The following is a 23,957-nucleotide window of genomic DNA, read 5'->3' on the forward strand; positions in this document are numbered from 1 at the left end:
TCCAGCAAGCCAGACCCCGGTCTGGCTTTTTTTTATTTCACCAGCTGCGTAATCTGCGCTTTCCACGGCTCAATATCGCCGATGTTTGCCTGAATCCACTGCGCATTGTAATAGGTCTCAAGATAGCGCTCGCCGCTGTCGCAGAGCAGGGTGACGATAGAGCCGGTGCGCCCCTCTTCACGCATGCGAGCCGCAAGCTGCAGGGCTCCCCACATGTTGGTGCCGGTAGAAGCACCGACTTTACGGCCAATCTGTGTCTCCAGCCAGTGCGCGGTTGCCACGCTGGCGGCATCCGGCACGCGGAGCATTTCATCCACCACGTCCGGAATGAATGAAGGCTCCACGCGCGGGCGGCCAATACCTTCAATCTTACTGCCCACCGGGCTGCGCAGATCTGCATTGCGGCTTTGCCAGTAGTCCAGGAATACCGAGTTCTGCGGATCCACCACCATCAGCTGCGTATCATAGCCCTGACAGCGGATGTAACGTCCCAGGGTGGCTGAGGTGCCGCCAGTACCGGCGCTCATCACGATGTACGACGGAACAGGGTGAGGTTCGTGGGTCATCTGGCGGAAAATACTGTCGGCAATGTTGTTATTGCCGCGCCAGTCTGTGGCCCGCTCGGCAAAGGTGAACTGGTCCATATAGTGGCCATTCAGCTCACGGGCCAGCATTTCAGACGCGGCGTAAATTTCGCAGGCGCTTTCCACAAAGTGGCAGCGTCCACCGTAAAATTCGATCTGCTCAATTTTTCGTTTCGCGGTGCAGGAGGGCATCACGGCGATAAACGGCAGGCCCAGCAGGCGGGCAAAGTAGGCTTCGGATACGGCGGTTGAACCGGAGGAGGATTCAATAATCGTGGTTCCCTCTTTAATCCAGCCGTTACACAAACCGTATAAAAAGAGTGAACGCGCCAGGCGATGCTTCAGGCTACCGGTGGGATGGGTGCTTTCATCTTTCAGGTACAGCTGGATGCCAGCAAAACCCGGCAGAGCCAGGCGAATGAGATGGGTGTCCGCCGAGCGCTGATAGTCGGCATTGATTTCGCTGATGGCATGTTTAACCCAGGCGCTATTCATCGTATTTATCCGTTTGTCATTTTGTGCCCAGCATAGCGAAAAGCACAGAAAAAATTGTTGCTATATGGCCTTTAAAATAGAATGAAGGGAGAAAATTTTTCTCTGTGAGGTGGGTATGCTAGATAAAATAGACCGTAAGCTGCTTTCTTTACTGCAAAGTGACTGTACCCTCTCTTTGCAGGCACTGGCAGATGCCGTTAATCTGACCACCACGCCGTGCTGGAAGCGCCTCAAGAAGCTTGAAGATGACGGCATCCTTCTGGGGCGAGTCGCACTTTTAGATCCCGAAAAACTGGGGCTTGGGTTGACGGCATTTGTCCTGATAAAAACCCAACATCACAGCAGCGAGTGGTACAGCCGCTTCGTAACACAGGTCTCCGAGATGCCGGAGGTGCTCGGTTTCTGGCGCATGGCGGGAGAGTATGACTATCTGATGCGCGTCCAGGTGGCAGACATGAAGCGTTATGATGATTTTTACAAGCGGCTGGTGAACAGCGTACCGGGCTTGTCGGACGTCACCTCGAGCTTCGCCATGGAACAGATTAAATACACCACAGCACTACCCATTGATTAATTGAATAACTTCCCGGCGTAGCCGGATCCATACCTTCAGGAACAAACCGCGTGCGATTATTTGCCCAATTAAGCTGGTACTTTCGTCGGGAGTGGCAACGCTACCTCGGCGCTGTGGCCCTGCTTATTATCATTGCCATCCTGCAGTTAATTCCACCGAAAGTGGTGGGATACGTGGTGGATGGCGTTACAGAACAGCATTACACCACCGCACGGGTGTTGATGTGGGTCGGCACGCTGGTGCTGACGGCCATCATTGTCTATCTGCTGCGCTACGTCTGGCGGGTACTGCTGTTTGGCGCGTCCTATCAGCTGGCCGTCGAACTGCGTGAAGATTTTTATCGCCAGCTGAGCCGCCAGCATCCCGAGTTCTACCTGCGTCATCGCACCGGGGATCTTATCGCTCGCGCCACCAATGACGTTGACCGCGTCGTGTTTGCCGCCGGGGAAGGTGTGTTAACGCTGGTGGACTCTCTGGTGATGGGCTGTGCGGTTCTGATTGTGATGTCCACCCAGATAAGCTGGCAGCTCACGCTGCTGGCGTTGCTGCCTATGCCGCTGATGGCGCTGGCGATAAACCGCTATGGCGAACAGCTTCATGAGCGCTTCAAGCTGGCGCAGGCGGCGTTTTCCTCGCTGAATGACCGTACGCAGGAGAGCATGACCAGCATCCGCATGATCAAAGCGTTTGGCCTGGAAGATCGACAATCCGCGCTGTTTGCAGCCGATGCCGCCGACACGGGGGCGAAGAACATGCGCGTTGCGCGTATCGATGCGCGGTTTGACCCGACAATCTATGTCGCGATTGGCATGGCAAACCTGTTGGCCATTGGCGGCGGGAGCTGGATGGTGGTGCAGGGCTCGCTAACCCTCGGGCAATTGACCAGCTTTGCCATGTACCTGGGGCTGATGATATGGCCGATGCTGGCACTGGCCTGGATGTTTAACATCGTAGAGCGCGGCAGCGCCGCCTACAGCCGTATTCGCGCTATGCTTGCCGAAGCGCCAGTGGTGAATGACGGTAGCGAATCGGTACCGGAAGGGCGCGGCGTGATGAATGTCGACGTCCGTAAGTTTGTGTATCCGCAAACGGAACATACGGTACTGGAGAACGTCAGCTTTACGCTCAAACCGGGTCAGATGCTCGGTATCTGCGGTCCGACAGGCGCCGGGAAAAGTACCGTACTCTCCCTGATTCAACGTCACTTTGACGTCACGCAGGGCGATATTCGCTTCCATGATATTCCGTTGACGAACCTGCTGCTCGATGACTGGCGCGGTCGTCTGGCGGTGGTCAGCCAGACGCCGTTTCTCTTTTCTGACACCGTGGCGAATAACATTGCCCTCGGACGCCCGGCGGCGACTCAGGAAGAGATTGAGCACGTCGCGCGCCTGGCCAGCGTCCATGACGATATTCTGCGTCTGCCACAGGGCTATGAAACGGAAGTGGGTGAGCGTGGCGTTATGCTTTCCGGCGGGCAAAAACAGCGTCTCTCGATTGCCCGCGCGCTGCTGCTGAATGCCGAAATCCTGATCCTTGATGATGCGCTCTCCGCCGTCGATGGCCGCACCGAGCACCAGATCCTGCATAACCTGCGACAGTGGGGGGATGGAAGGACGGTGATCATCAGTGCACACCGGTTGTCGGCGCTGACGGAAGCCAATGAAATTCTGGTATTACAGCACGGGCACATTGCCCAGCGCGGACAGCATGAACAACTTGCGGAGCAACCGGGCTGGTATCGCGATATGTATCGTTATCAGCAGCTTGAAGCTGCGCTGGACGACGCCCCGGAACAGGATGAGGAGAACGCTAATGCGTAAGACCGTGACGCAGTGGCCGACGCTAAAACGCCTGCTGGCCTATGGTTCTCCGTGGCGAAAACCGCTTTCGCTTGCCGTACTGTTGCTGTGGATTGCCGCGATTGCAGAAGTGAGCGGTCCGCTGCTCATCAGCTACTTTATCGACAATATGGTGGCGAAAAGCTATTTGCCGCTGGGGCTCGTCGCGGGGTTAGGTGTGGCCTACGTTGGGCTACAGCTGACTGCGGCGTCACTGCATTACGCCCAGTCCCTGCTCTTTAACCGGGCGGCCGTGGGCGTGGTGCAGAAGTTACGTACGGATGTGATGGATGCGGCACTGCGCCAGCCGTTGAGCGAGTTTGATACCCAGCCGGTTGGGCAGGTGATATCCCGGGTGACCAACGATACCGAGGTGATCCGCGATCTGTATGTCACCGTCGTGGCAACCGTGCTGCGCAGCGCGGCGCTGATTGGCGCCATGCTGGTGGCGATGTTCAGCCTCAACTGGCGTATGGCTCTGGTGGCGATCACCATCTTCCCGGCCGTATTGATTGTAATGGTCATCTATCAACGCTACAGCACGCCGATTGTGCGTCGGGTGCGGGCCTATCTGGCCGATATCAACGATGGCTTCAACGAAGTGATCAACGGCATGAGCGTCATTCAGCAGTTCCGCCAGCAGGCTCGCTTTGGTGAGCGCATGGGGGAAGCCAGCCGGTCGCACTATATGGCGCGTATGCAGACGCTGCGACTGGACGGTTTCCTGCTACGTCCACTGCTGAGCCTCTTCTCGGCGCTGGTTCTCTGTGGCCTGCTGATGCTTTTCGGGATGAGCGCGAACGGAACAATTGAAGTTGGGGTTCTGTACGCTTTTATCAGCTATCTGGGACGCCTTAATGAACCGTTGATAGAACTCACCACCCAGCAGTCTATGTTGCAACAGGCCGTGGTGGCGGGGGAGCGCGTGTTCGAACTGATGGACCGGCCACGTCAGACCTACGGCGATGATGAGCGTCCTTTGCAAAGCGGAGAGATTACGTTTGATAAGGTCTCGTTTGCTTACCGTGAAGACCGTCTGGTGTTGCAGGACATCTCTCTTGATGTGCCGTCGCGCGGCTTTGTGGCGCTGGTGGGGCATACCGGCAGCGGCAAAAGTACCCTCGCCAGCCTGTTGATGGGCTATTACCCGGTCAGTCAGGGTGAAATCCGCATTGATGGTCGTCCGCTCGCATCACTGAGCCACAATGTGTTGCGCAAAGGCGTTGCAATGGTGCAGCAAGACCCGGTGGTCATGGCCGATACCTTTTACGCCAACGTCACCCTGGGGCGGGATTATACCCAGCAACAGGTGTGGGATGTGCTGGAAACCGTGCAGCTGGCAGAGCTGGCGCGCGGCTTTAGCGATGGGATCAATACCCGGCTTGGTGAGCAGGGGAATAACCTCTCGGTGGGACAAAAGCAGCTTCTGGCCCTGGCGCGGGTGCTGATTGAAACGCCGCAGGTGCTGATACTCGACGAAGCGACCGCCAGCATTGACTCTGGTACTGAGCAGGCTATCCAGCTGGCGCTGGCCGCGGTGCGTGATCACACGACGCTGGTGGTTATCGCACACCGTCTTTCAACGATTGTCGACGCAGACACCATCCTGGTGCTGCATCGCGGTCAGGCCGTCGAACGCGGTACGCACCGGGAGCTGCTCGAAGCAAAAGGGCGCTACTGGCAGATGTATCAGCTGCAGCTGGCCGGTGAAGAGCTGGCCGCCAGCGTGCGTGAGGACGAATCCCTCAGCGCCTGATGCACCAAAACAAGGCAGCGCGCTAACAGTCATTACTGTTGGTGCAAAACTGAAACGCACCGTGCACTGTCATGGTGCGTTTTTTTTCACCGGTTCGTTAAACATGCTCGTGTAATGCTCATTGCAGCGCGTTTCCCTCAGGTTTTCATTTCTGGCACACCCCTTGCAATGTCTTCTGCGTATTAGCGGCGGCCATTACCGAATTCTGACTGGAGGGGATCTATGAAGCTGGTTACGGTTGTAATCAAACCATTCAAACTCGAAGACGTGCGTGAAGCATTGTCTTCCATGGGTATTCAGGGACTGACTGTCACCGAAGTGAAAGGCTTTGGTCGTCAGAAGGGTCATGCCGAGCTTTACCGCGGGGCAGAATACAGCGTTAACTTCCTGCCAAAAGTAAAAATTGATGTCGCGATTGCTGATGACCAGCTTGATGAAGTTATTGATGTCATTAGCAAAGCGGCCTACACCGGCAAAATTGGCGACGGCAAAATTTTCGTTGCCGAATTGCAGCGCGTCATTCGCATCCGTACCGGCGAATCTGACGAAGCGGCACTGTAAGTAACTCCTGGCACACAGTGATAGGGATCGAGAAAATGAAGATAGCAACAATCAAAACGGGTCTGGGTTCGCTGGCACTGCTGCCGGGCCTGGCACTGGCTGCCCCTGCGGTGGCAGACAAAGCCGATAACGCCTTTATGATGATCAGCACCGCGCTGGTGCTGTTCATGTCCATTCCGGGCATTGCGCTGTTCTACGGCGGCCTGATCCGTGGCAAAAACGTTCTCTCCATGCTGACGCAGGTTGCCGTCACGTTCGCGCTGGTTTGCGTGTTGTGGGTGGTCTACGGTTACTCTCTGGCCTTCGGCACGGGCAATGCGTTCTTCGGAAACTTTGACTGGGTCATGCTGAAAAACATCGAACTGACCGCGCTGATGGGCAGTTTCTATCAATATATTCACGTTGCCTTCCAGGGCTCGTTCGCCTGTATCACCGTCGGACTGATCGTCGGTGCGCTGGCTGAGCGTATTCGCTTCTCCGCCGTCCTGATCTTCGTGGTGGTCTGGCTGACGCTCTCCTATGTGCCGATTGCGCACATGGTCTGGGGTGGCGGTCTGCTGGCGAGCCATGGCGCGCTGGACTTCGCAGGCGGTACCGTTGTACACATCAACGCCGCGGTGGCGGGCCTGGTAGGGGCATACCTGATTGGCAAACGCGTTGGCTTCGGTAAAGAAGCGTTCAAACCGCACAACCTGCCGATGGTCTTTACCGGTACAGCGATCCTTTACTTTGGCTGGTTCGGCTTCAACGCCGGTTCAGCAAGTGCTGCAAACGAAATCGCCGCGCTGGCCTTCGTGAACACGGTTGTGGCAACGGCGGGTGCGATCCTCTCATGGGTATTTGGTGAATGGGCGGTACGCGGTAAGCCTTCGCTGCTGGGTGCCTGTTCAGGTGCAATTGCCGGTCTGGTTGGTATCACGCCAGCTTGTGGCTACGTCGGTGTTGGCGGCGCGCTGCTTGTCGGGCTGGTCGCCGGTCTGGCGGGTCTGTGGGGTGTGACGGCGCTGAAACGTGTTCTGCGCGTCGATGACCCGTGCGATGTCTTCGGTGTACACGGCGTCTGCGGCATCGTCGGCTGTATCATGACCGGTATCTTCGCGGCGAAATCGCTGGGTGGCGTGGGTTACGCAGAAGGCGTCACCATGGTTCACCAGGTGCTGGTGCAGTTGGAAAGTATTGCCATCACCGTCGTGTGGTCTGCCGTTGTGGCCTTCATCGGCTATAAGCTGGCGGATATGACCGTCGGTCTGCGTGTTCCGGAAGAGCAGGAACGCGAAGGTCTGGACGTCAACAGCCACGGCGAGAATGCGTACAACGCCTGATAAGCAAAACGGCAACCCAGGGTTGCCGTTTTCGTTTTGTTCCCTCTCCCGTCGGGAGAGGGCCGCAGTACAGCATCACCCGCGGTTACGCATTACCCCTTCCTGCACCGTCGACGCGACCAGCACGCCATCCTGAGTGTAAAACTCACCACGCACAAAGCCGCGCGCGCTTGACGCCGAGGTACTCTCCACGCTGTAGAGCAGCCACTCGTTCATGTCGAACGGACGATGGAACCACATGGAGTGATCGATGGTGGCCACCTGCATCCCTTTTTCAAGGAAGCCCACGCCGTGCGGCTGCAGCGCCACCGGCAGGAAGTTGAAATCTGAGGCATAACCCAGCAGATACTGATGAACGCGGAAATCCGCGGGCACGGTGCCGTTAGCGCGGATCCAGACCTGGCGCTTTGGCTCGGCCGTGTGGCCTTTCATCGGGTTATGGAATTCGACAGGGCGGATCTCAAGCGGTTTATCGCAGAGAAACTTCTCCTTTACCTGCGGTGGAAGCAGATGCGCCAGCGCACGGGCGATATCGGTCTCGGATTTGAGATCGTCTGGCGACGGCGCGGGTGGCATCGTTTTCTGATGCTCATAACCCGGTTCCGGCGCCTGGAACGAGGCGGTCATGTAAAAGATAGGCTTGCCATTCTGAACCGCTGCGACACGACGCGCGCTAAAGCTGTTGCCATCCCGCAATACCTCAACGTCATACACGATGGGTTTCGCGCTATCACCAGGGCGTAAGAAGTAGCTGTGAAATGAGTGCACCAGACGGTCTGCAGGGACGGTCTCCTTTGCTGCGTAGAGCGCTTGTCCTACGACTTGCCCGCCGAAGACCTGGCGTAAGCCGAGATCTTCGCTCTGTCCGCGAAAGAGTCCTTCCTCAATTTTTTCCAGATTCAGTAATGTCAGCAGATTGTTCAGTGCCTGACTCATAGTTGTCCTCAATAAACGCCGTAGCGAAAGATAGGCAGAGTATAACGCAGAAATGAAAGTGGTCCGATGGGTAGAATAATCTGAATATCTGGACGATTTTAGGCATAAATCAGTGATCTGTGCCAAACTTACCTGTGTTATGTGATTGAAACGACATCGGATGGGATCGATCCCGCTGGTGCATTGATGATAAGGAGACTTCAATGAAACTCGTGCCCATGCTAAGTGGTGTAGCAATTGCGGTGGCGTTGTCCGCCTGTGCAGGAAAGAGCGCCCAGGTGCCGGTGCCAGCAGCAGATCCAAACGGGATTAATACACTCTCACAGCAGTCCATTCAGCAGCCTAACGTTTCCGGGACTATCTGGATTAAACAGAAAGTCGCGTTACCGCCAGATGCGGTATTAACGGTAACCCTGTCTGATGCTTCCCTGGCAGACGCGCCGTCTAAAGTATTGGCCCAGCGTGCCGTACGTACGGAAGGTAAGCAGGCACCGTTTAGCTTCGTGTTGCCGTATAACCCATCAGACGTGCAGCCTAATGCCCGTATCCTCCTGAGCGCAGCAGTAACGATCAACGATAAACTGGTGTTTATCACCGATACGGTGCAGGAAGCGATTAACCACGGCGGGACAAAAGTTGACCTGAACCTGGTTCCGGTACAGCAAACCGAAGTGCCGGTTGCGCCACAGACTAACCAACCGTCTCTGCCAACACCTCCGACCCAGATGTAACGCTTTAAACCCTCTCCTTCGGGAGAGGGTTTAATACACCCAGCGGTACTTTTGCAAATCAATCTGTCCTGACCCCGACACCTGCACCCCTTCTGACAGTAACGCCTGACGCTGGCGCTGCAGATCCGGCCCGGTCAACGAGATCGCCCCATGACGATTTACCACCCGATGCCAGGGCAGGGTGCTTCCTTCCGGCAACCTTTTCAGTACGCCACCGACCTGCCGCGCCGCACGCGGGGAACCGGCCAGACGCGCTACGTCGCCATAGGTGGTGACATAACCTTCCGGCACAGAGGCCACAATTTGCCATACGCGTTGTGGAAAGGAGTCATGTTCGTCCATACGTCTACCTGTGGGGAATGTCTGGACAGTCATGTTAAACGAAGATAAACCCAATTGCTGCGCCAGTTTGCGCAAGAAACCAGCATCCAGTTGCGGGTCGCTTGCAATTGGCGGTAAGCACAGGGATAATGCGCCAGCGCGTTGGTTATCAACGCTCTCAATGGGGGCTCTGTTGGTTCTCCCGCAACGCTACTCTGTTCACCAGGTCAGGTCCGGAAGGAAGCAGCCAGGGCAGACGACGTGTGTGCCGGGATGTAGCTGGCAGGGCCCCCACCCATTTCTGCTCTCACCAGCACTATCCCTGTTTCTCTTCGCTTCGAATAGCCTTTAATCCACAACGTTATTAGGACTTTACTGACGCATGTAATATATATTTCATTGCATTGAAATATTACTGTCATAAACCTGTAATAATAGACTGTCATTTTAATATCGGATGTCTTTTTTCTGTCATAACTTAAAAATATATATCTGGATAACATTGGTAAGTTCGTGTATTAAATAAAGTACTTATTCCGAAGGGAAGTGACAAACATGGCTACTGCGGTGTTAAACGTTAAGATTGATCAAGCGCTAAAAGAAAGACTTCGCCACTATGCTGAAGTTAATAACGAGAATTTAAGCGTGACGACAGAGAAACTGCTGCTGCTGGCATTCGAAGCGGTAGAAGAGGCGGGAGTATCGGAAGAGGATATTGATAACCAGCATACGGAAGAAGAGAGTGTTTCTCCATTTACTCCTAAAGAAATCAAGGCTCTACGTAAAATTCTTAAGAAGAGAAAATGAAACAACAACTGTCAACTGCCAGTGACTACAACGAGGCCTGCGATCTGTTGCGTTCAGGCTACGTGAAGCATGTACGTCTTGGCTGGAATGTAGGAAGTGATGAGTTCTTTCGTATTGCGTCTGACTGGTGTGATACCGGCGCAAAAATAAAGAAAGACGGTGAAAATTTCGTTATTTCACTGAAAGGTTTTCCTATTCCTCCTCAGCACTAAATCCTGAATGGTGAAAACTGCTGACTGTATCTGTGACAGTCAGCAGTTTTTATTTTATGATCCACTTCAAATTTTTTATATCAAACCAGACTTCTTTTTATTGATGGCACGTTTTTATTCAGGGCGAGCCACAAGGGTTTAATTCTCAGTAATGCCTGTTCAAGCTCAGCCGGATCGAGTGAAAAGGGCATACGTAAATACCGATCAAACGCACCCGATAAACCAAACCGCGTGCCGGTCCCCAGGTTGATTCCCAGTATCTCTGCGCGTGCAGCAAGCTGTGTTGCCAGCATCCCCGGCAGTTCAATCCAGTAGGAAAGCCCGCCTTCCGCTTCATGGAATGTCCATTCAGGGAAGTGCTCGCGCAACAGCGCGCCGCATTGGTCTCGCCGTTCCGCCAGCATCTTCCGGCGAGCAGGCAAAAACGTTTCGCTGTTATTGATAAGCCACAGCGTCGCCAGCTGTTCGAGCATGGGCGATCCTAAATCCAGGGTATCCCGCGTCTGGGCAAGCGTAGCGATGGTGCGCGAGGAGGCACGGATCCAGCCAAGACGAAGGCCGCCCCAGAAACTTTTTCCGGCAGAGCCTAACGTTATCACGGTGGCCTGCGGGTTAAATGACGCCAGCGGCGGCGGCGGGGGCGAGTCAAACCACAGATCCACCATCGTTTCATCTACTACCAGCGTCGTGCGGGTTTGCGCGGCAATCTCGGTGATTGCCTGACGGGTGGGAATATCCATGCATCGCCCGGTCGGGTTATGAAAATCGGGCATCAGGTACGCCAGGCGCGGCGCTGTCTGGGCAAGCGTTGCGGCAAACCCATGGGTATCCCAGCCCGTTTCCGGCAGCGACACACCCACTGGACGGCACTGCGCTCCCTGAATGGCGGCGATCGCCAGCGGGTAAGTGGGATGATCGACCACGACGCGATCCCCCGGGCCGGTCATCATCCGCAGGACCAGCGCAAAACCGCTGACCGCACCATTGACCACCATCACCTCGTCTGTCCGGGTCGGAAGCCCCCGCGCGGTATAGCGTGCGGCGATGGCTTCCCGCAGCGCCGGCAACCCAAGCTGATCGTAACCCGTAAGCGAGAGATGTTGCGTAATGGCCGTGAGCGCATGGGTATAGGCCTGGTGGATCTCAGGCCCGGCATTGAGCGCCGCGGTGGAGAGATCCAGCGCGGCACTGGCTGCTGAAAGGGTCGGCACGGCGCGTGTGTCGGGCAGGATCACGCGTGAACCGCTGCCGTGGCGGCTTTCAAGATAACCTTCCTCACGCAGATGGGCGAGTGCGCTGCTGATGGTGGTCCGGCTCACATCCAGCGCAGTGGCCAGCTCCCGCTCGCCGGGTAGACGGGTGTTAAGCGCCAGTCGGCCATCAAGAATTAACAGGCGTAACGCATCCGCCAGCTGACGCCAGAGCGGGGTCCGGGACGAGGTTTGTTGCCAGTGGCCTAACAGGCGTACCAATGACTGGCTTCCGAAGCGGCGAGATGACATGTGCAGTCCACTATTTGAAAACTGGACATTAATCATAATGCCATTTTCGCTCAAGATGAAAGCCTGGTTCACTGGAGAAGATAAAAAATGGTACGTCGTCTGCTACAACTGTATGTCGGTTTAGGGCTGTATGGGCTTTCAACCACGATGTTTATTCGTTCGGATCTGGGGCTCGACCCGTGGGACGTCTTCCACCTTGGTGTGGCGATCCAGCTGGGGTTGAGCATTGGGATGGTGATTATTTTAACCGGTGCGGCGGTACTGCTGCTGTGGATCCCGCTGCGTCAGATGCCTGGTCTGGGAACCCTCAGTAACGTGATTATTATTGGCCTGGCGGCAGATGCCTCCATGGCCCTGATCCCCGAGGTGACCTCGCTGCCCCTGCGTGTCGCGCTGCTGGTGGCCGGAATTGTCGTGAACGCGATAGCCACCGGTATGTATATCGGTGCCGGTTTCGGGGCGGGCCCGCGCGACGGTCTCATGACCGGGATCCATGCCCGTATGGGATGGTCCATCCGCAGCGTGCGTACCTCGATTGAAGTGTCCGTGCTGCTGATTGGGTGCATGCTGGGCGGAACGTTCGGGATAGGCACCGTCGCGTATGCTCTGACCATTGGCCCGCTTATCCAGATCTGCTTGCCTCTGTTCCGTTATAAGCCGCGCGTTGAGAAGACTCCCCAGCCGGAGCGGGTTGTTTAATTCTGCGAAGCGCTCACATGTTTTCATGGCGTCGCTGTGTCAGAATGGTGGCCTTCGAATGACGCGATGCCAGAATGCATGAAAGCAATCACTCTCTATGATGTCGCCCTCCTTGCGGGGGTTTCTTATCAGACCGTTTCCCGTGTGATTAACGACGCGGAGCATGTCTCTGCCCGCACGCGGGAAAAGGTGCAGCAGGCGATGGCGGAACTGCACTACGTCCCCAATCTCAGAGCACAACAGCTGGCGGGTAAACGTACCCGTACGCTTGGTCTTATTACTACCGATCTGGCGCTGCACGCCCCTTCGCAGATTGTTTCGGCGGTAAAATCCCGGGCGGTTGAGCAGGGGGCGAGCGTGCTTATCTCAATGGTGGAACATCCACAGCAGTGCCAGTCTGCCCTCCAGGCGTTGCTGGCGCAGCGTGTGGAAGCTCTACTGGTGAATGTGCCGCTGGAGGATCCTCATGCTGAAGCGCTAAAAGCCCTCGCATCGCCCATTCCGGTGCTGTTTCTGGATGTCTCGCCCTCGGCTCAGGTAAACAGTCTTGTGTTTAATGCAGAGCAGGGTGCTCGTCTCGGGATTGAGCATCTGCTTTCGCTGGGGCATGAGCGTATAGCGCTGCTGAGCGGACCGGAGAGCTCTGTCTCTGCCCGAGCACGTCTCGCAGGCTGGAACGCCACGCTGGCACAGGCCGGGCTTGAGGCTGTCGCGGTGGCGCACGGCGACTGGAGTGCGGCAAGCGGATATGAGAAAGGACATTTGCTGTTATCTGCCGCGCAACTCCCGGATGCAATAGTGGTCGCGAATGACCAAATGGCGCTGGGGGTGATGCGCGCCTGTGCGGAAAAAGGGACCGCGATCCCGGGCCAGATGTCGGTTGTCGGGTTCGACGATACGGCAGACAGCGCCTGGTTTTCTCCCCCACTGACCACCATTCGCCAGGCTTTTCGCGAGGCCGGCGAACGAAGCGTGGAGTGGCTGCTGGCGCCAGTTGAGGGTGATGCATGCTGGCAGGTTCAGCTTCCGGTGACGCTGGTGACCCGCCATTCTACCGCTCGCCACGATCCGCAGCAGATCGAACGCGAGGATCTGGCACAGCAGCTCAGGAGCCTGGCGTTAGCGGCTGAGCAACTTGCCCGCCGGTAAGACTTTTGTGATCTGACTCGCTACCCCGCGATCCGACGCTTTACCGCACCCGGTAGCCAGGGCATGTTAGCTAAAATTGTGAGCGCTTCGCAAAGAGGTTAATATGTCCAATACTCCATCGCTGACTCTCAGCGCACTTCTGGCTCGTCGGGACTGGGAAAATCCCGGAGTCACCCAGTGGAATCGCCTGGCAGCACATGCTCCCTTGCACAGCTGGCGTGACGAACACTCCGCCAGAGAAGACGGGGGAACCGTCAGCCGACGCCTGCTTAACGGGGAGTGGCATTTTAGCTTCTTTCCTGCACCGGAGCAGGTTCCATCGGTATGGGTCAGTGAAGATTGCGCCGATGCGGTCCTCATGCCCGTGCCCTCTAACTGGCAGATGCAGGGGTTCGACACGCCCATCTACACCAACGTGACCTATCCTATCCCTGTAAACCCACCGTTTGTGCCGCAAGAAAACCCAACCGGTTGTTACTCGCTCACATTTGAGATGGATGATGCCTGGCTGCAGAGCGGCCAAACCCGCATTATCTTCGATGGCGTGAATTCGGCGTTTCATCTGTGGTGTAACGGTCAGTGGATCGGTTATTCACAGGACAGCCGACTGCCCGCCGAATTCGATCTTTCAACGGTGCTGCGTCCTGGCCAGAACCGCATTGCGGTCATGGTGTTGCGCTGGTGCGACGGGAGCTATCTGGAAGATCAGGACATGTGGCGCATGAGCGGGATTTTCCGCGATGTGTCGCTGCTGCATAAGCCAGAGACGCACATAGCCGATTATCAGGTTGTGACTGACCTGAATGCGGAGCGGGATCGCGCGGTGCTGAAGATGGATCTCGCGCTCGCAGGCGCACAGTTTGCGGAGTGTGAGGTGGCGTTTACCCTCTGGCGCAACGGCGAAAAATGCGCCAGTGTCACCGGGCGGCCGGGCACAGCTGTTGTCGATGAGCGCGGCGGCTGGGCCGAGCGGCTAACGGTGACGCTCCCCGTTGAGGCGCCCGCCTTGTGGAGTGCGGAAACGCCGGAACTTTATCGCCTGACGATGACCCTTCTGAACGCGCAGGGTGAGGTGCTGGAAACGGAGGCCTGCGATGTGGGGGTCCGCCGCATAGAGATCAGCAATGGCCTGCTGAAGCTCAACGGTAAACCCCTGCTGATCCGTGGCGTTAACCGACATGAGCATCACCCGGAAAACGGCCAGGTGATGGATGAAGCGACGATGCGTCGCGATATCGAACTCATGAAGCAGCATAACTTCAACGCCGTGCGCTGCTCGCACTATCCGAACCATCCGCTGTGGTACTCGCTTTGCGACCGCTATGGTTTGTATGTCGTCGACGAAGCCAATATTGAAACCCACGGCATGGTGCCGATGAGTCGCCTTGCTGACGATCCGCGCTGGCTCCCTGCCATGAGCGAACGCGTCACCCGCATGGTGCAGCGCGACCGCAATCATCCTTCGATTATCATCTGGTCGCTGGGGAATGAGTCCGGCCATGGCGCGAACCATGACGCACTGTATCGCTGGCTGAAAACCACCGATCCGACGCGTCCGGTGCAGTACGAAGGCGGTGGGGCGAATACGGCAGCGACCGATATCGTGTGCCCGATGTATGCCCGGGTCGATCAGGATCAGCCCTTCCCGGCGGTACCGAAATGGTCTGTTAAAAAATGGATCGGCATGCCGGATGAAACGCGTCCGCTTATTCTCTGTGAATACGCCCACGCGATGGGGAACAGCTTCGGTGGTTTTGCCAAATACTGGCAGGCGTTTCGCCGCCATCCTCGCCTGCAGGGGGGATTTGTCTGGGACTGGGTTGACCAGGCGCTGACCAGAAAAGATGACAATGGCACACCGTTCTGGGCCTACGGGGGAGATTTTGGCGACACGCCCAATGACCGCCAGTTCTGCCTTAACGGGCTGGTTTTTCCCGATCGCACACCGCATCCGGCGCTGTATGAAGCCCAGCGCGCTCAGCAGTTTTTCAGCTTTACGCGGGTAAGTACGTCTCCGCTGGTGATTGAAGTCCACAGCGATTACCTGTTCCGTCATACCGATAACGAGGTGCTGCGCTGGACCCTTGTCCGCGATGGCAACGTGCTGGCCAGAGGGGACGTGACGCTCTCCATTGCTCCCCAGGGCACACAGCGTCTGGACATAGACCTGCCAGCGCTGGCGCCTGAAGCGGGTGACGTCTGGCTGAACGTTGAAGTGCACCAGCCGCGGGCGACGCCGTGGTCACCGGCAAACCATCGCTGCGCGTGGGAGCAGTGGCCGGTTCCGACTCCCCTGTATATCGCCCCGCCAGTGCCAGAAGGTGTACCGCCGGTGTTAACGCAAACTGGCGACGTGCTTGAGCTGGTACATCAGCAGCAACGCTGGCAGTTCAACCGCGCGTCAGGACACCTGACGCAATGGTGGCGCAATGGCGTTGAAACGCTGCTCTCACCGCTGACGGATAACGTTAGCCGCGCACCGCTGGACAATGATATTGGCGTGAGCGAGGCCACGCGAATCGATCCGAATGCGTGGGTTGAGCGCTGGAAAGCGGCAGGCATGTACGAGCTCACCCCGCGATTACTGCACTGTGAAGGAGAGCAGCATGCAGCCGAGGCGGTGGTGAAAACCCTGCATGTCTGGGAGTTTCGCGGTAAAGCGCTCTTCCTGAGCCGTAAAGTCTGGCGGGTGGACGATCGGGGCGTTTTGCATGGCGATATTCAGGTCGATATTGCGTCTGATATCCCGGAACCGGCACGCGTAGGCCTGAGTGTTCACCTTGCCGCAACGCCGGAAACGGTTCAGTGGCTGGGGCTTGGGCCACATGAAAATTACCCGGACAGAACGCTGGCGGCTCAGCAGGGGCGCTGGACATTATCGCTGGAAGCCATGCACACGCCTTACATCTTCCCGACAGAAAATGGTCTGCGCTGTGATACCCGTGAACTGCTGCTGGGCGCGCATCGGCTGAATGGCCTGTTCCATTTCTCCGTCAGCCGCTACAGCCAGCAGCAGTTGCATGAGACAACTCACCATCATCTGTTGCGCGAGGAGCCGGGGTGTTGGCTTAACCTGGACGCGTTCCATATGGGCGTGGGCGGTGATGACTCGTGGAGCCCCAGCGTCTCGCCGGAATTTATTCTGCAGAAACGCCAGCTTCGCTATACCTTCAGCTGGCAGCAGAACCCTGACTGAGCAAAGAGGCGGCCACAGCAGTGGCCGCCTCGCTTACGCCAGGATACCGCTCAGGCCGTGCAGGCTCATGTAAATCCCGACCACAGTAATCAGGGCGGCGGAGATCCACGGTGCTTTTCGTGAAAACTCGCTGAAACCCGGCCAGCGTTTTGTCGCATGCTTAAGGCTCAGGGCGGCAATTGCACCGGAAGCGACCAGCGTTAACGCCAGACCAATACTAAAGCTGAATACCAGCGTTGCGCCGAGGGCAAAATGCTTCAGCTGCAGGCAGATGAGCAGGACCGTGATTGAGGCCGGGCAGGGGATAAGCCCTCCGGTCAGGCCAAACAGTGCAATTTGTCCGGTGGTAACGTTCTGGCCGTTGAAGCGGCGGTTAATATCCTGCGCGTGCGCGCGCTGGTGGGCGTCCTGCCACTCTTCTTCAACCAGTGGATGCCCATGGTCGTGATGATCATGATGGTGGTCATGGTCATGGTCATGGTCGTGATGATCATGATGATGGTCATGGTGATCGTGATGATGGTGGTGATCGTGTGGCCGACTCTCCTTCCAGGTTCGCCAGGCCATCCACAGGGCGATCAGCACGATCAGTATCCCCGAGACCAGCTGGAACCAGGGCTCAGACGTATGCGCATCCCAGCCCCGGCCAAACCATAATCCTGCCATGGCAATGATCCAGACCACCGCCGTATGGGAAAGCGTTGCCGCCAGACCAAGCAACACCGCCTGTTTCAGCGTACCGCGAATAGCCACAATAAACGCGGCCATCATCGTTTTGGAGTGGCCCGGCTCCAGGCCATGCAGCGCGCCGAGGAGGATAGCGCTGGGTACAAACAGCCAGGCATTGCCCTGCTGGAGGAGTGAAGCAAAATCGTTCATGGAAAATTCCGGAGTGGAAAGCGTGTTCAGATACTACTCCCCCCCAGTAGTCTAATACTACCCCCCAGTAGAAAAATACTCAGGGGGAGTAGAGCATGATATGCTTTAAAAGCCATACGATAAGGGAGACAGAGATGTCACATACAGTTCGCGATAAGAAGATGTTATTGACTCGCCTGAAGAAAATTCAGGGGCAAAGCGCTGCTCTGGAAAAAATGCTCAATAGCGACCACGAATGCGCCGACGTGTTACAACAGCTGGCGGCGATCCGCGGTGCGGTAAACGGCATGATGATGCAGGTGATCGAAGGTCATCTCACCGATCATGTGGTGAAAGAGCCTGAAGAAGCTCAGCGCGAAGCCGATCTTGGCGTCGTGTTACAGGTGATCAAATCCTATCTTAAGTAGGATGTGTTTTGAGGTTATCTTCCGCCCAAAGAATAAAGTCCGCTTTCGGCAACGCCTTGCTGTAGTACCAACCTTGCCCATACTGCACGCCGTGACGACGTAGCCAGGTGAGTTGCCCTTCGGTCTCCACGCCTTCCGCAACCATCGCCAGCTTCAGCGATTTTGCCATTTCAATAATGTGTGGCGTCACGTTTTTATATTCCAGTGCATCCACAAACGCTTTATCAATTTTTAGCGTGTCGACATCCAGATCCTGCAGGTAGCTCAGGCTGGAATAGCCCGTACCGAAATCGTCAATATAGATTGCGTGGCCTGAATGACGAAAGGCGGCGATGGCCGGTGCGCTGATTTTAGGATCGGCAAAGCCGCGCTCGGTTAACTCAAGGGCGATCTGTTGCGGATGGACTTTCCACTTATTCATTAAGTGACTCAACAGTGGCGGGAGTTTTCCCGAGGTCAAATCGGCCGGCGCGAGGTTAATGGAAATATGCTGCCCGGCATGAAGGTGCAGCCAGTAGCCCATATCCTCAAACACCTTTTCAATGACCAAATGCGTCAGCTGCGAGATGAGCCCCGTTTGCTCAGCAAGCGGCACAAAAATATCCGGTGAAAGGCTGCTCCCGTCAGGCTGGGGCCAGCGGGTTAGCGCCTCTGCGCCCACAATCTTCCCGCTAGAGAGTTCAATAATGGGCTGGTAATGCACCACAAATTCCCGGTTATTGATGGCGTCAAGCAGGCGGTTGCGTGGCGACTGGATGCGACGCAGCAGTCGCAAAACAAAGAGTGCGGCAAGCAGGCTTATCAGTATGCCGAACGGCAGCCAGATGAGAAGTTGCTGGTGCCAGGTTTCAGCCAGCGGTTTTAACGCCGCCCAGGCGACCACCGTAAACCCCAGTTCAGGAACAGGCTTCATAATGTATATCGAGCCGTTGTACTGAATACGGGTGACGCCCTGGTCCTTAACCAGATTGCGGATATGCGGATCGAGCTTGCTGCTGCTGGCAAAAATGAGATGTGATTTGCTGCCCACCAGGGCGGCATCTGTGGCGATCTCACCGAAAGGGATCACATCGACAAGCGAGGCAGGATCGAGCAGCACCAGATAGTGGCCCCGACCCAGGACCGCCATGTAGCGGCTAAAACCGAGATCGTTTTGCGTGGTGAGCCATGCGCCATAACCATCTTCCGTGATTCGCATGGGCGGCGGGAAAGGGGCCGACTGACTGGTTTGTTCCAGGGACGAGCAAAGGGGTTCAAGATTGTTGATATAAATAACTTCCTGAACATAACGCCATGAAAAAGCGACCCGCCGCATCTCCCTTAAATGCATAACGCTACAGGGGATCCCTTTAAAGGTCTGCAGGTTATTGAGCGCTTCCTTTGCATCATCGACCACCCTGGCGGTACGTATCAGCACGCGTGAGGCATAGCTATCCAGCGCATCGACAAACTTATCTTCCGCCTGGCGATGTGCCAGCCAGATGCTCAGGCTAATCGGAACCAGCACCGCAATGATAAGTACGCCGGTCACCAGACTGACCAGATGTCGGGTTTTCATGGTGCTGTTTCCTTCCTCTTATGCCCGCTCCTGGGCGCTGAAAAACCTGCCAGAGGAGAAAGATTTTACCGCTAAATGATAAAGTTATAGCACGCGCAGGTCATGATTTACGGCACAACAGAAAATATCGTCGGGGCAGAGGGGTTGTTTTTTCAGCAGGGGTTAGATATCATTTTGTTATGTTATAACAAAACATAAAGAGTTTACGATGAAACCAGATATCCACCCAGCCTATCGCACCGTGGTGTTCCACGACACCAGTGCTAATGAATACTTTAAAGTCGGCTCAACCATTAAGACCGACCGCGAAATTGAACTCGACGGTGAAACGTATCCGTATATCACCATCGAGGTCTCTTCAAAATCGCACCCGTTCTACACCGGCAAGCAGAAAACGTTCTCGACGGATGGCAGTGCGGCGCGCTTCCGTAAGCGTTTCGGCGGCTTTCTTAATGCGAAGCGGGGATAACCATGCAGGTACTTAACTCATTGCGCAGTGCAAAACAGCGTCACCCGGATTGCCAGATAGTCAAACGCAAGGGACGCTTATACGTGATTTGCAAATCCAATCCGCGCTTTAAGGCGGTTCAGGGACGTAAGAAAAGACGCTAGACGCGTGTTTCGCGCCAGCTTTCCAGGGATCTTTTCTGGTTGCCATCGGCAGTAAAATTGTCGGTGGCAAGCCAGCCTTCAAAGGCACTCGCCAGCGCCGGCCACTCTTTGTCGAGAATCGAAAACCAGTCGGTATCCCGGTTATGACCTTTCGTGACCAGCGCCTGACGAAAACGCCCCTCAAACTGAAAGCCAAGACGCAGTGCCGCCTTGCGCGAAGGCGCGTTCAGGCTGTTGCACTTCCACTCGTATCGACGATACCCAAGGGTGTCGAACACGTATCGCATCAGCAGATATTGCGCTTCCGTCGACATCGGCGTGCGGCTGAGCAGCGGGGAGAAATGAACATGTCCCACCTCCACAACGCCGTTGGTTGGATCGATCCGCATCAGAGCCAGCGTGCCGACCGGAGACTGGGTCTGGTTGTCGATAACGCTAAAGTGAATCGGATCGGATAAGTCACGCACGCTCTCTACCCACCCTGCAAACGCCTCTGCGCTGGCATCCGGCTCACGCAGCAGCCACGTCCAGCTGCGGGTATCTTCGGCCAGAGAATACGCGCTGAACAACGCCTCAGCGTGCTCCACCCGCAGCGGCTCAAGGCGACAATAGTGGCCCTGAAGCACCACACGCGAAGGGTGCTGGCGGGGTTGCCAGTCGATAAGCGCCTCGCCTACTGGCTGTCCAAACTCATTGAATGTTTTCATTTTACTGTCCGTGACGTTGATAAGAACGCCAGACTAGTGAATTACTGGTTCCTTAAAAAGTGCCACTCAGCTATGTTTTGGTGGTACCACGGGAGGCGAGATGAACATACCGGGCGATGAATTTTATACTTTGCTGAATGCCGCGTTGAAAGCGCGGGGGGAAGAGACGCTGCAGCGCGCGCTGTATCATGCACTGCGTGAAGCGATACTGTGCGGCAAGCTACACGCCGGGAGCCGGCTTCCCGGTTCGCGAATGCTGGCTCAGCAGCTCTCGCTTTCACGGAATACCGTCAATGCGGCGCTGGAACAGCTGACGCTCGAAGGGTATCTGCTGCGTAACCGCCTGGGGACGCGGGTAGCGCAGCTGGCGCAGCGTACGCTCGTTCAGGCATTGCCGGACTCTGCCGTCACGCTCGGCACCCGGGTCGCCTCGCTGCCTGCGCCGGTGCCGCGTGATACCCCGGTTCCGGCATTTACGCCGGGAACACCGGCCATCAACTACTTTCCCCTGCCGCTGTGGCGGCGCTTGTACGACCGGGTTCTGCGCGAAGAGGGCAGCGCGCTGTTAGGGTATGGCGATCCTGCCGGAGAGCCGTCGCTGCGGGCGGCCATTGCCCGCCACCTTGCCCTTTCGCGCGGCATTGACTGCGATGCCAGTCAGATAGTAATGACCGAAGGCGCGCTTGAAGGGGTAAACCTTTGCACGATGCTGCTGAGCGAACCCGGCAGCGTCGCGTGGGTGGAAGATCCTGGCTATGGCGGGGCTAAAAGCGCCTTTGCCAAAGCGGGCTTAGTCATGACGGGGATGCCGGTTGATGACGAAGGCATGTTCTGGGAAGGGCTGGATACGCCGTCCCCTGCGCTTATTTTCACCTCACCTTCGCACCAGTTTCCGTACGGAAGCGTGCTCAGTGCGCGGCGACGCCTGGCGCTGCTGGATCTGGCCCGGCAGCATAACGCCTGGATTATTGAAGATGATTACGACAGCGAGTTTCGTTATTCCGGTGAGCCCGTGCCCGCAATGCTGGGAATGGTCAACAATGCGCCGGTTGTCTATCTCGGTACCTTCAGCAAAACCCTCTTTCCGTCGCTGAGAATGGGGTTCATGGTGTTACCCCCGGCGCTGGCAAAAGCGGCCCGTCCGGCCATTGGCGCGCTGCTGCGTGGCGGGCATCGCGCCGAACAGCGAACCCTGGCGCTGTTTATTGAGGAAGGACATTATGCCCGCCACCTTGCCGCCATGCGCCGGCTCTACCGTAAGCGCTACCGACAGCTGCGTGAGGCGCTGAGTGCTGAGCTTCATACCCCGCATCGCATTCTGGCGGGTGAAGGGGGGATGCATCTGACGCTGGCAATAGACGGCATCGACGACCAAAAAGTGGTCGCGCAGGCGAGGGCGTTTCAGCTGGCACCCGCTGCACTGAGCGGGTATTACCTGGAGCCGAAGCAGGGGCAAACCGGTCTGGTGTTAGGTTACGGCAATACCTCTGCTTCTCAGTTTGTGTCGGGTATCCGACGCATACAGGCTTTAATCACGCAGCAGCAGGACGGGAAAGGGTAAAGACATCATAAAAAGAGAGCTGACCTTTGGTGGATACCATCTTCTGCAGCTTCTCTTTTTGCACTGTTTCAACCGCGGGGGAGTGCATGATGCTTTCGATCAGCTCCGGCGGCACGTAACGCGTGTTATACCATTCACCGTTATAGCAAACCCGGAAATCAAGGACGTCGATATCTTCGTAGCGGTAGCGGGGATTAACGTCAAAAAAGAAAAAGGCGTTAAACACCACAAACAGAATGACAAGCAGCCAGACGGAGTCCACCAGAGTTTCGGACTTCAGCATCACAATCAGTGTCGCCAGCCAGGCGGCATACATTGCGACAAACAGTCCAGGGTGTTTGCGAATAAAGCTGATGCTAAAGCGCGGGCGATTGTCGCGCTTTTCGCGGTGATTAAGATCGTCGATGGTGGCAGTAAGCAGGCGCTGTATCTCGGTCATTTTTTGCCTTTATGAGAATTGACAATACAGGATGTCTGCCAATTTTAGGGGAGCCATTTGGCTGAAAAAAGTAACAGTCAGGCGCTAAAAGACTATAACAGTTGACTCCCCGTCACTTTACAGCCGTTTAATGATTGTTGCCGGATTGCCGCCGACGACGACATTCGCCGGGACGTCTTTCGTTACGATAGCGCCAGAGGCCACCACCACATTATCACCCAACGTAACGCCCGGGTTAATAACCGCACGTCCGCCAATCCAGACGTTGTTGCCGATGGTCACCGGCTTGCCAAACTCCACGCCGCTATTACGCGCGTCGGCGTCCAGCGGATGGGTTGCCGTGTAAATATGCACCCCTGGCGCGAGCATGCAGTTGTCGCCAATATGTATCGGGCAGACATCCAGCATCACGCAATCGAAATTGGCGTAAAATTCTTTGCCCAGATAAATGTTATATCCATAGTCACAGCGGAAGCTCGGCTCAATATAGGCCCCTTCGCTTTGCCCGAGGAGTTCCGCCAGAATGTTCTGGCGTTCGAGTTTCTCATCAGGTGCAGTGTGGTTATAACGGTGAACCAGGTGTCGGGCGCGTAATCGGTCGGCCCGTAATGTTTCATCACCAGGGCGGTAATGTTCACCTGCAATCATCTTCTGCTTTTCTATGCTCATTGGGAACCTCACTGGTCGTCTTTACCGTAGGGTAATCGGAACAGGATAGCAGGGGAACGTTCCCGGAAAACCACTGTGACTATAATCACAATAATATTGCGGATGAGCACGTTTTACACGGAGACCTGCACTGGGGCAGGAGGGTATAGCCAGAAAGTTGAATACAGCTGAGAAAGTGGCGTAGAACCTCTACAGACACACTTCAAAGATTAACGGACAAATCTCCACACGGACGTTGGGATTTTGTCATACAGCTTATTCATGGTCAGTTCAGCAAGACGGTGGTCAGCCGCTGAATAAAATACCGCCAGTTCATTATCAGAAAGCTCGTATTTATTCTTTTCAATTACACGTTCAAGCGTGTCTATTGACTGACAGCGTCGCAAACGCATCAAATAATCGATTTTTGTGAGTGGTTTTTCAGACATAAATTTACCTT

Annotated in this window: 25 protein-coding genes and 1 other RNA gene; 16 read left to right on the top strand and 10 right to left on the bottom strand. The window is 56.1% G+C overall.

What is annotated here, in order from left to right; all coding sequences use genetic code 11:
- Positions 1–32: 32 nt before the first annotated feature.
- On the bottom strand, positions 33–1,079 hold the full coding sequence (locus tag HV242_RS04790) for a PLP-dependent cysteine synthase family protein (RefSeq protein ID WP_025204852.1): 1,047 nt from the start codon (positions 1,077–1,079) through the stop codon (positions 33–35).
- A gap of 115 nt (positions 1,080–1,194) precedes the next feature.
- On the opposite strand from HV242_RS04790, the gene HV242_RS04795 reads away from it, so the two are divergent.
- From HV242_RS04795 to amtB, 5 genes are all read left to right on the top strand, one after another.
- The gene (locus HV242_RS04795; RefSeq protein WP_020885204.1) at positions 1,195–1,653 is read left to right on the top strand and encodes an Lrp/AsnC family transcriptional regulator; all 459 of its coding nucleotides are present in this window, start codon (positions 1,195–1,197) and stop codon (positions 1,651–1,653) included.
- 50 nt (positions 1,654–1,703) lie between these two features.
- Positions 1,704–3,476 carry a SmdA family multidrug ABC transporter permease/ATP-binding protein gene (locus HV242_RS04800; RefSeq protein ID WP_032681552.1) on the top strand — a complete coding sequence of 591 codons (1,773 nt, stop codon included), beginning with the start codon at positions 1,704–1,706 and terminating at the stop codon, positions 3,474–3,476.
- Positions 3,469–5,250, top strand: a complete 1,782-nt coding sequence (locus HV242_RS04805) for a SmdB family multidrug efflux ABC transporter permease/ATP-binding protein (RefSeq protein WP_020885202.1) — start codon at positions 3,469–3,471, stop codon at positions 5,248–5,250. Before HV242_RS04800 ends, HV242_RS04805 begins: the two co-directional genes overlap by 8 nt.
- 222 nt (positions 5,251–5,472) lie before the next feature.
- Entirely contained in the window at positions 5,473–5,811 is a 339-nt protein-coding gene (gene glnK / locus HV242_RS04810; RefSeq protein WP_008503304.1) for a P-II family nitrogen regulator, read from the top strand.
- 35 nt (positions 5,812–5,846) lie between these two features.
- Positions 5,847–7,133 (top strand): ammonium transporter AmtB, encoded by a 1,287-nt coding sequence (gene amtB / locus HV242_RS04815; RefSeq protein ID WP_020885201.1) that lies wholly within the window; start codon positions 5,847–5,849, stop codon positions 7,131–7,133.
- 75 nt (positions 7,134–7,208) lie between these two features.
- On the opposite strand, the gene tesB is transcribed toward amtB, so the two are convergent.
- The gene (gene tesB, locus HV242_RS04820; RefSeq protein ID WP_020885200.1) at positions 7,209–8,069 is read right to left on the bottom strand and encodes an acyl-CoA thioesterase II; all 861 of its coding nucleotides are present in this window, start codon (positions 8,067–8,069) and stop codon (positions 7,209–7,211) included.
- 203 nt (positions 8,070–8,272) lie between these two features.
- On the opposite strand from tesB, the gene HV242_RS04825 reads away from it, so the two are divergent.
- Positions 8,273–8,800 carry a YbaY family lipoprotein gene (locus tag HV242_RS04825; RefSeq protein ID WP_014168885.1) on the top strand — a complete coding sequence of 176 codons (528 nt, stop codon included), beginning with the start codon at positions 8,273–8,275 and terminating at the stop codon, positions 8,798–8,800.
- 30 nt (positions 8,801–8,830) lie between these two features.
- On the opposite strand, the gene HV242_RS04830 is transcribed toward HV242_RS04825, so the two are convergent.
- A complete protein-coding gene (locus tag HV242_RS04830) occupies positions 8,831–9,142 on the bottom strand; it encodes an MGMT family protein (RefSeq protein WP_025204849.1) in 312 nt (103 codons plus the stop codon).
- Between the two features lie 170 nt (positions 9,143–9,312).
- On the opposite strand from HV242_RS04830, the gene ffs reads away from it, so the two are divergent.
- The 3 genes from ffs (at position 9,313) to HV242_RS04845 (ending at position 10,140) form a co-directional block, all read left to right on the top strand.
- Positions 9,313–9,409: signal recognition particle sRNA small type (gene ffs, locus HV242_RS04835), an RNA gene on the top strand.
- Positions 9,410–9,676: 267 nt separating this feature from the next.
- A complete protein-coding gene (locus HV242_RS04840; RefSeq protein ID WP_020885198.1) occupies positions 9,677–9,928 on the top strand; it encodes a hypothetical protein in 252 nt (83 codons plus the stop codon).
- Positions 9,925–10,140: a hypothetical protein gene (locus tag HV242_RS04845; RefSeq protein WP_014168888.1), complete on the top strand. Its 216-nt coding sequence runs from the start codon at positions 9,925–9,927 to the stop codon at positions 10,138–10,140. Before HV242_RS04840 ends, HV242_RS04845 begins: the two co-directional genes overlap by 4 nt.
- 80 nt (positions 10,141–10,220) lie before the next feature.
- Here HV242_RS04845 and yczR read toward each other — a convergent pair whose 3' ends face one another.
- Positions 10,221–11,642, bottom strand: coding sequence for a MocR-like transcription factor YczR (gene yczR / locus HV242_RS04850; RefSeq protein WP_025204848.1), 1,422 nt, complete (start codon positions 11,640–11,642; stop codon positions 10,221–10,223).
- Between the two features lie 87 nt (positions 11,643–11,729).
- Between yczR and yczE the strand changes: the two genes are divergently transcribed.
- The 3 genes from yczE to HV242_RS04865 all read left to right on the top strand — a co-directional run bounded on the left by yczE (position 11,730) and on the right by HV242_RS04865 (position 16,686).
- Complete coding sequence (yczE, locus tag HV242_RS04855; RefSeq protein WP_050737458.1) at positions 11,730–12,341, top strand: membrane protein YczE; 612 nt, start codon at positions 11,730–11,732, stop codon at positions 12,339–12,341.
- Between the two features lie 78 nt (positions 12,342–12,419).
- On the top strand, positions 12,420–13,490 hold the full coding sequence (locus HV242_RS04860; protein ID WP_041162448.1) for a LacI family DNA-binding transcriptional regulator: 1,071 nt from the start codon (positions 12,420–12,422) through the stop codon (positions 13,488–13,490).
- Positions 13,491–13,593: 103 nt separating this feature from the next.
- A complete protein-coding gene (locus tag HV242_RS04865; protein WP_050737457.1) occupies positions 13,594–16,686 on the top strand; it encodes a beta-galactosidase in 3,093 nt (1,030 codons plus the stop codon).
- Between the two features lie 33 nt (positions 16,687–16,719).
- Here the strand turns inward: HV242_RS04865 and HV242_RS04870 are convergent, their stop codons facing one another.
- Complete coding sequence (locus tag HV242_RS04870) at positions 16,720–17,565, bottom strand: nickel/cobalt efflux protein RcnA (protein ID WP_050737456.1); 846 nt, start codon at positions 17,563–17,565, stop codon at positions 16,720–16,722.
- A gap of 134 nt (positions 17,566–17,699) precedes the next feature.
- Between HV242_RS04870 and HV242_RS04875 the strand changes: the two genes are divergently transcribed.
- Positions 17,700–17,972, top strand: coding sequence for a metal/formaldehyde-sensitive transcriptional repressor (locus HV242_RS04875; protein WP_020885193.1), 273 nt, complete (start codon positions 17,700–17,702; stop codon positions 17,970–17,972).
- Here HV242_RS04875 and HV242_RS04880 read toward each other — a convergent pair.
- Complete coding sequence (locus tag HV242_RS04880; protein ID WP_050737455.1) at positions 17,965–19,530, bottom strand: EAL domain-containing protein; 1,566 nt, start codon at positions 19,528–19,530, stop codon at positions 17,965–17,967. The two genes, HV242_RS04875 and HV242_RS04880, sit on opposite strands and share 8 nt — an antisense overlap.
- Before the next feature lie 208 nt (positions 19,531–19,738).
- Between HV242_RS04880 and HV242_RS04885 the strand changes: the two genes are divergently transcribed.
- Both HV242_RS04885 and ykgO read left to right on the top strand, forming a co-directional pair.
- Positions 19,739–19,999, top strand: a complete 261-nt coding sequence (locus HV242_RS04885; RefSeq protein ID WP_010428154.1) for a type B 50S ribosomal protein L31 — start codon at positions 19,739–19,741, stop codon at positions 19,997–19,999.
- Between the two features lie 2 nt (positions 20,000–20,001).
- Positions 20,002–20,142 (top strand): type B 50S ribosomal protein L36, encoded by a 141-nt coding sequence (ykgO, locus tag HV242_RS04890; RefSeq protein WP_003859006.1) that lies wholly within the window; start codon positions 20,002–20,004, stop codon positions 20,140–20,142.
- Here ykgO and HV242_RS04895 read toward each other — a convergent pair.
- Positions 20,139–20,849, bottom strand: a complete 711-nt coding sequence (locus HV242_RS04895) for a GNAT family N-acetyltransferase (protein WP_020885191.1) — start codon at positions 20,847–20,849, stop codon at positions 20,139–20,141. The genes ykgO and HV242_RS04895 overlap by 4 nt on opposite strands.
- 100 nt (positions 20,850–20,949) lie before the next feature.
- Here HV242_RS04895 and pdxR point away from each other — a divergent pair, with 100 nt between their 5' ends.
- The gene (pdxR, locus tag HV242_RS04900; RefSeq protein ID WP_050737454.1) at positions 20,950–22,410 is read left to right on the top strand and encodes a MocR-like pyridoxine biosynthesis transcription factor PdxR; all 1,461 of its coding nucleotides are present in this window, start codon (positions 20,950–20,952) and stop codon (positions 22,408–22,410) included.
- Here pdxR and HV242_RS04905 read toward each other — a convergent pair.
- From HV242_RS04905 to HV242_RS04915, 3 genes are all read right to left on the bottom strand, one after another.
- Positions 22,382–22,849, bottom strand: a complete 468-nt coding sequence (locus tag HV242_RS04905) for a YlaC family protein (RefSeq protein ID WP_032677533.1) — start codon at positions 22,847–22,849, stop codon at positions 22,382–22,384. The genes pdxR and HV242_RS04905 overlap by 29 nt on opposite strands.
- A gap of 117 nt (positions 22,850–22,966) precedes the next feature.
- Positions 22,967–23,518: a maltose O-acetyltransferase gene (gene maa / locus HV242_RS04910; RefSeq protein ID WP_020885188.1), complete on the bottom strand. Its 552-nt coding sequence runs from the start codon at positions 23,516–23,518 to the stop codon at positions 22,967–22,969.
- Positions 23,519–23,727: 209 nt separating this feature from the next.
- Complete coding sequence (locus HV242_RS04915) at positions 23,728–23,946, bottom strand: HHA domain-containing protein (protein ID WP_014168902.1); 219 nt, start codon at positions 23,944–23,946, stop codon at positions 23,728–23,730.
- Positions 23,947–23,957 lie beyond the last annotated feature (11 nt).

The organism is Enterobacter sp. RHBSTW-00593, assembly GCF_013784105.1.
GTDB lineage: Bacteria > Pseudomonadota > Gammaproteobacteria > Enterobacterales > Enterobacteriaceae > Enterobacter > Enterobacter ludwigii.

Bases quoted from the DNA above. Each gene is read 5' to 3' on its own strand.
- HV242_RS04790 (WP_025204852.1), bottom strand. From the start codon at position 1,079: ATGAATAGCGCCTGGGTTAAACATGCCATCAGCGAAATCAATGCCGAC.
- HV242_RS04795 (WP_020885204.1), top strand. From the start codon at position 1,195: ATGCTAGATAAAATAGACCGTAAGCTGCTTTCTTTACTGCAAAGTGAC.
- HV242_RS04805 (WP_020885202.1), top strand. From the start codon at position 3,469: ATGCGTAAGACCGTGACGCAGTGGCCGACGCTAAAACGCCTGCTGGCC.
- glnK (WP_008503304.1), top strand. From the start codon at position 5,473: ATGAAGCTGGTTACGGTTGTAATCAAACCATTCAAACTCGAAGACGTG.
- amtB (WP_020885201.1), top strand. From the start codon at position 5,847: ATGAAGATAGCAACAATCAAAACGGGTCTGGGTTCGCTGGCACTGCTG.
- tesB (WP_020885200.1), bottom strand. From the start codon at position 8,069: ATGAGTCAGGCACTGAACAATCTGCTGACATTACTGAATCTGGAAAAA.
- HV242_RS04825 (WP_014168885.1), top strand. From the start codon at position 8,273: ATGAAACTCGTGCCCATGCTAAGTGGTGTAGCAATTGCGGTGGCGTTG.
- HV242_RS04830 (WP_025204849.1), bottom strand. From the start codon at position 9,142: ATGGACGAACATGACTCCTTTCCACAACGCGTATGGCAAATTGTGGCC.
- HV242_RS04840 (WP_020885198.1), top strand. From the start codon at position 9,677: ATGGCTACTGCGGTGTTAAACGTTAAGATTGATCAAGCGCTAAAAGAA.
- HV242_RS04845 (WP_014168888.1), top strand. From the start codon at position 9,925: ATGAAACAACAACTGTCAACTGCCAGTGACTACAACGAGGCCTGCGAT.
- yczR (WP_025204848.1), bottom strand. From the start codon at position 11,642: ATGTCATCTCGCCGCTTCGGAAGCCAGTCATTGGTACGCCTGTTAGGC.
- yczE (WP_050737458.1), top strand. From the start codon at position 11,730: ATGGTACGTCGTCTGCTACAACTGTATGTCGGTTTAGGGCTGTATGGG.
- HV242_RS04860 (WP_041162448.1), top strand. From the start codon at position 12,420: ATGAAAGCAATCACTCTCTATGATGTCGCCCTCCTTGCGGGGGTTTCT.
- HV242_RS04865 (WP_050737457.1), top strand. From the start codon at position 13,594: ATGTCCAATACTCCATCGCTGACTCTCAGCGCACTTCTGGCTCGTCGG.
- HV242_RS04870 (WP_050737456.1), bottom strand. From the start codon at position 17,565: ATGAACGATTTTGCTTCACTCCTCCAGCAGGGCAATGCCTGGCTGTTT.
- HV242_RS04875 (WP_020885193.1), top strand. From the start codon at position 17,700: ATGTCACATACAGTTCGCGATAAGAAGATGTTATTGACTCGCCTGAAG.
- HV242_RS04880 (WP_050737455.1), bottom strand. From the start codon at position 19,530: ATGAAAACCCGACATCTGGTCAGTCTGGTGACCGGCGTACTTATCATT.
- HV242_RS04885 (WP_010428154.1), top strand. From the start codon at position 19,739: ATGAAACCAGATATCCACCCAGCCTATCGCACCGTGGTGTTCCACGAC.
- ykgO (WP_003859006.1), top strand. From the start codon at position 20,002: ATGCAGGTACTTAACTCATTGCGCAGTGCAAAACAGCGTCACCCGGAT.
- HV242_RS04895 (WP_020885191.1), bottom strand. From the start codon at position 20,849: ATGAAAACATTCAATGAGTTTGGACAGCCAGTAGGCGAGGCGCTTATC.
- pdxR (WP_050737454.1), top strand. From the start codon at position 20,950: ATGAACATACCGGGCGATGAATTTTATACTTTGCTGAATGCCGCGTTG.
- HV242_RS04905 (WP_032677533.1), bottom strand. From the start codon at position 22,849: ATGACCGAGATACAGCGCCTGCTTACTGCCACCATCGACGATCTTAAT.
- maa (WP_020885188.1), bottom strand. From the start codon at position 23,518: ATGAGCATAGAAAAGCAGAAGATGATTGCAGGTGAACATTACCGCCCT.
- HV242_RS04915 (WP_014168902.1), bottom strand. From the start codon at position 23,946: ATGTCTGAAAAACCACTCACAAAAATCGATTATTTGATGCGTTTGCGA.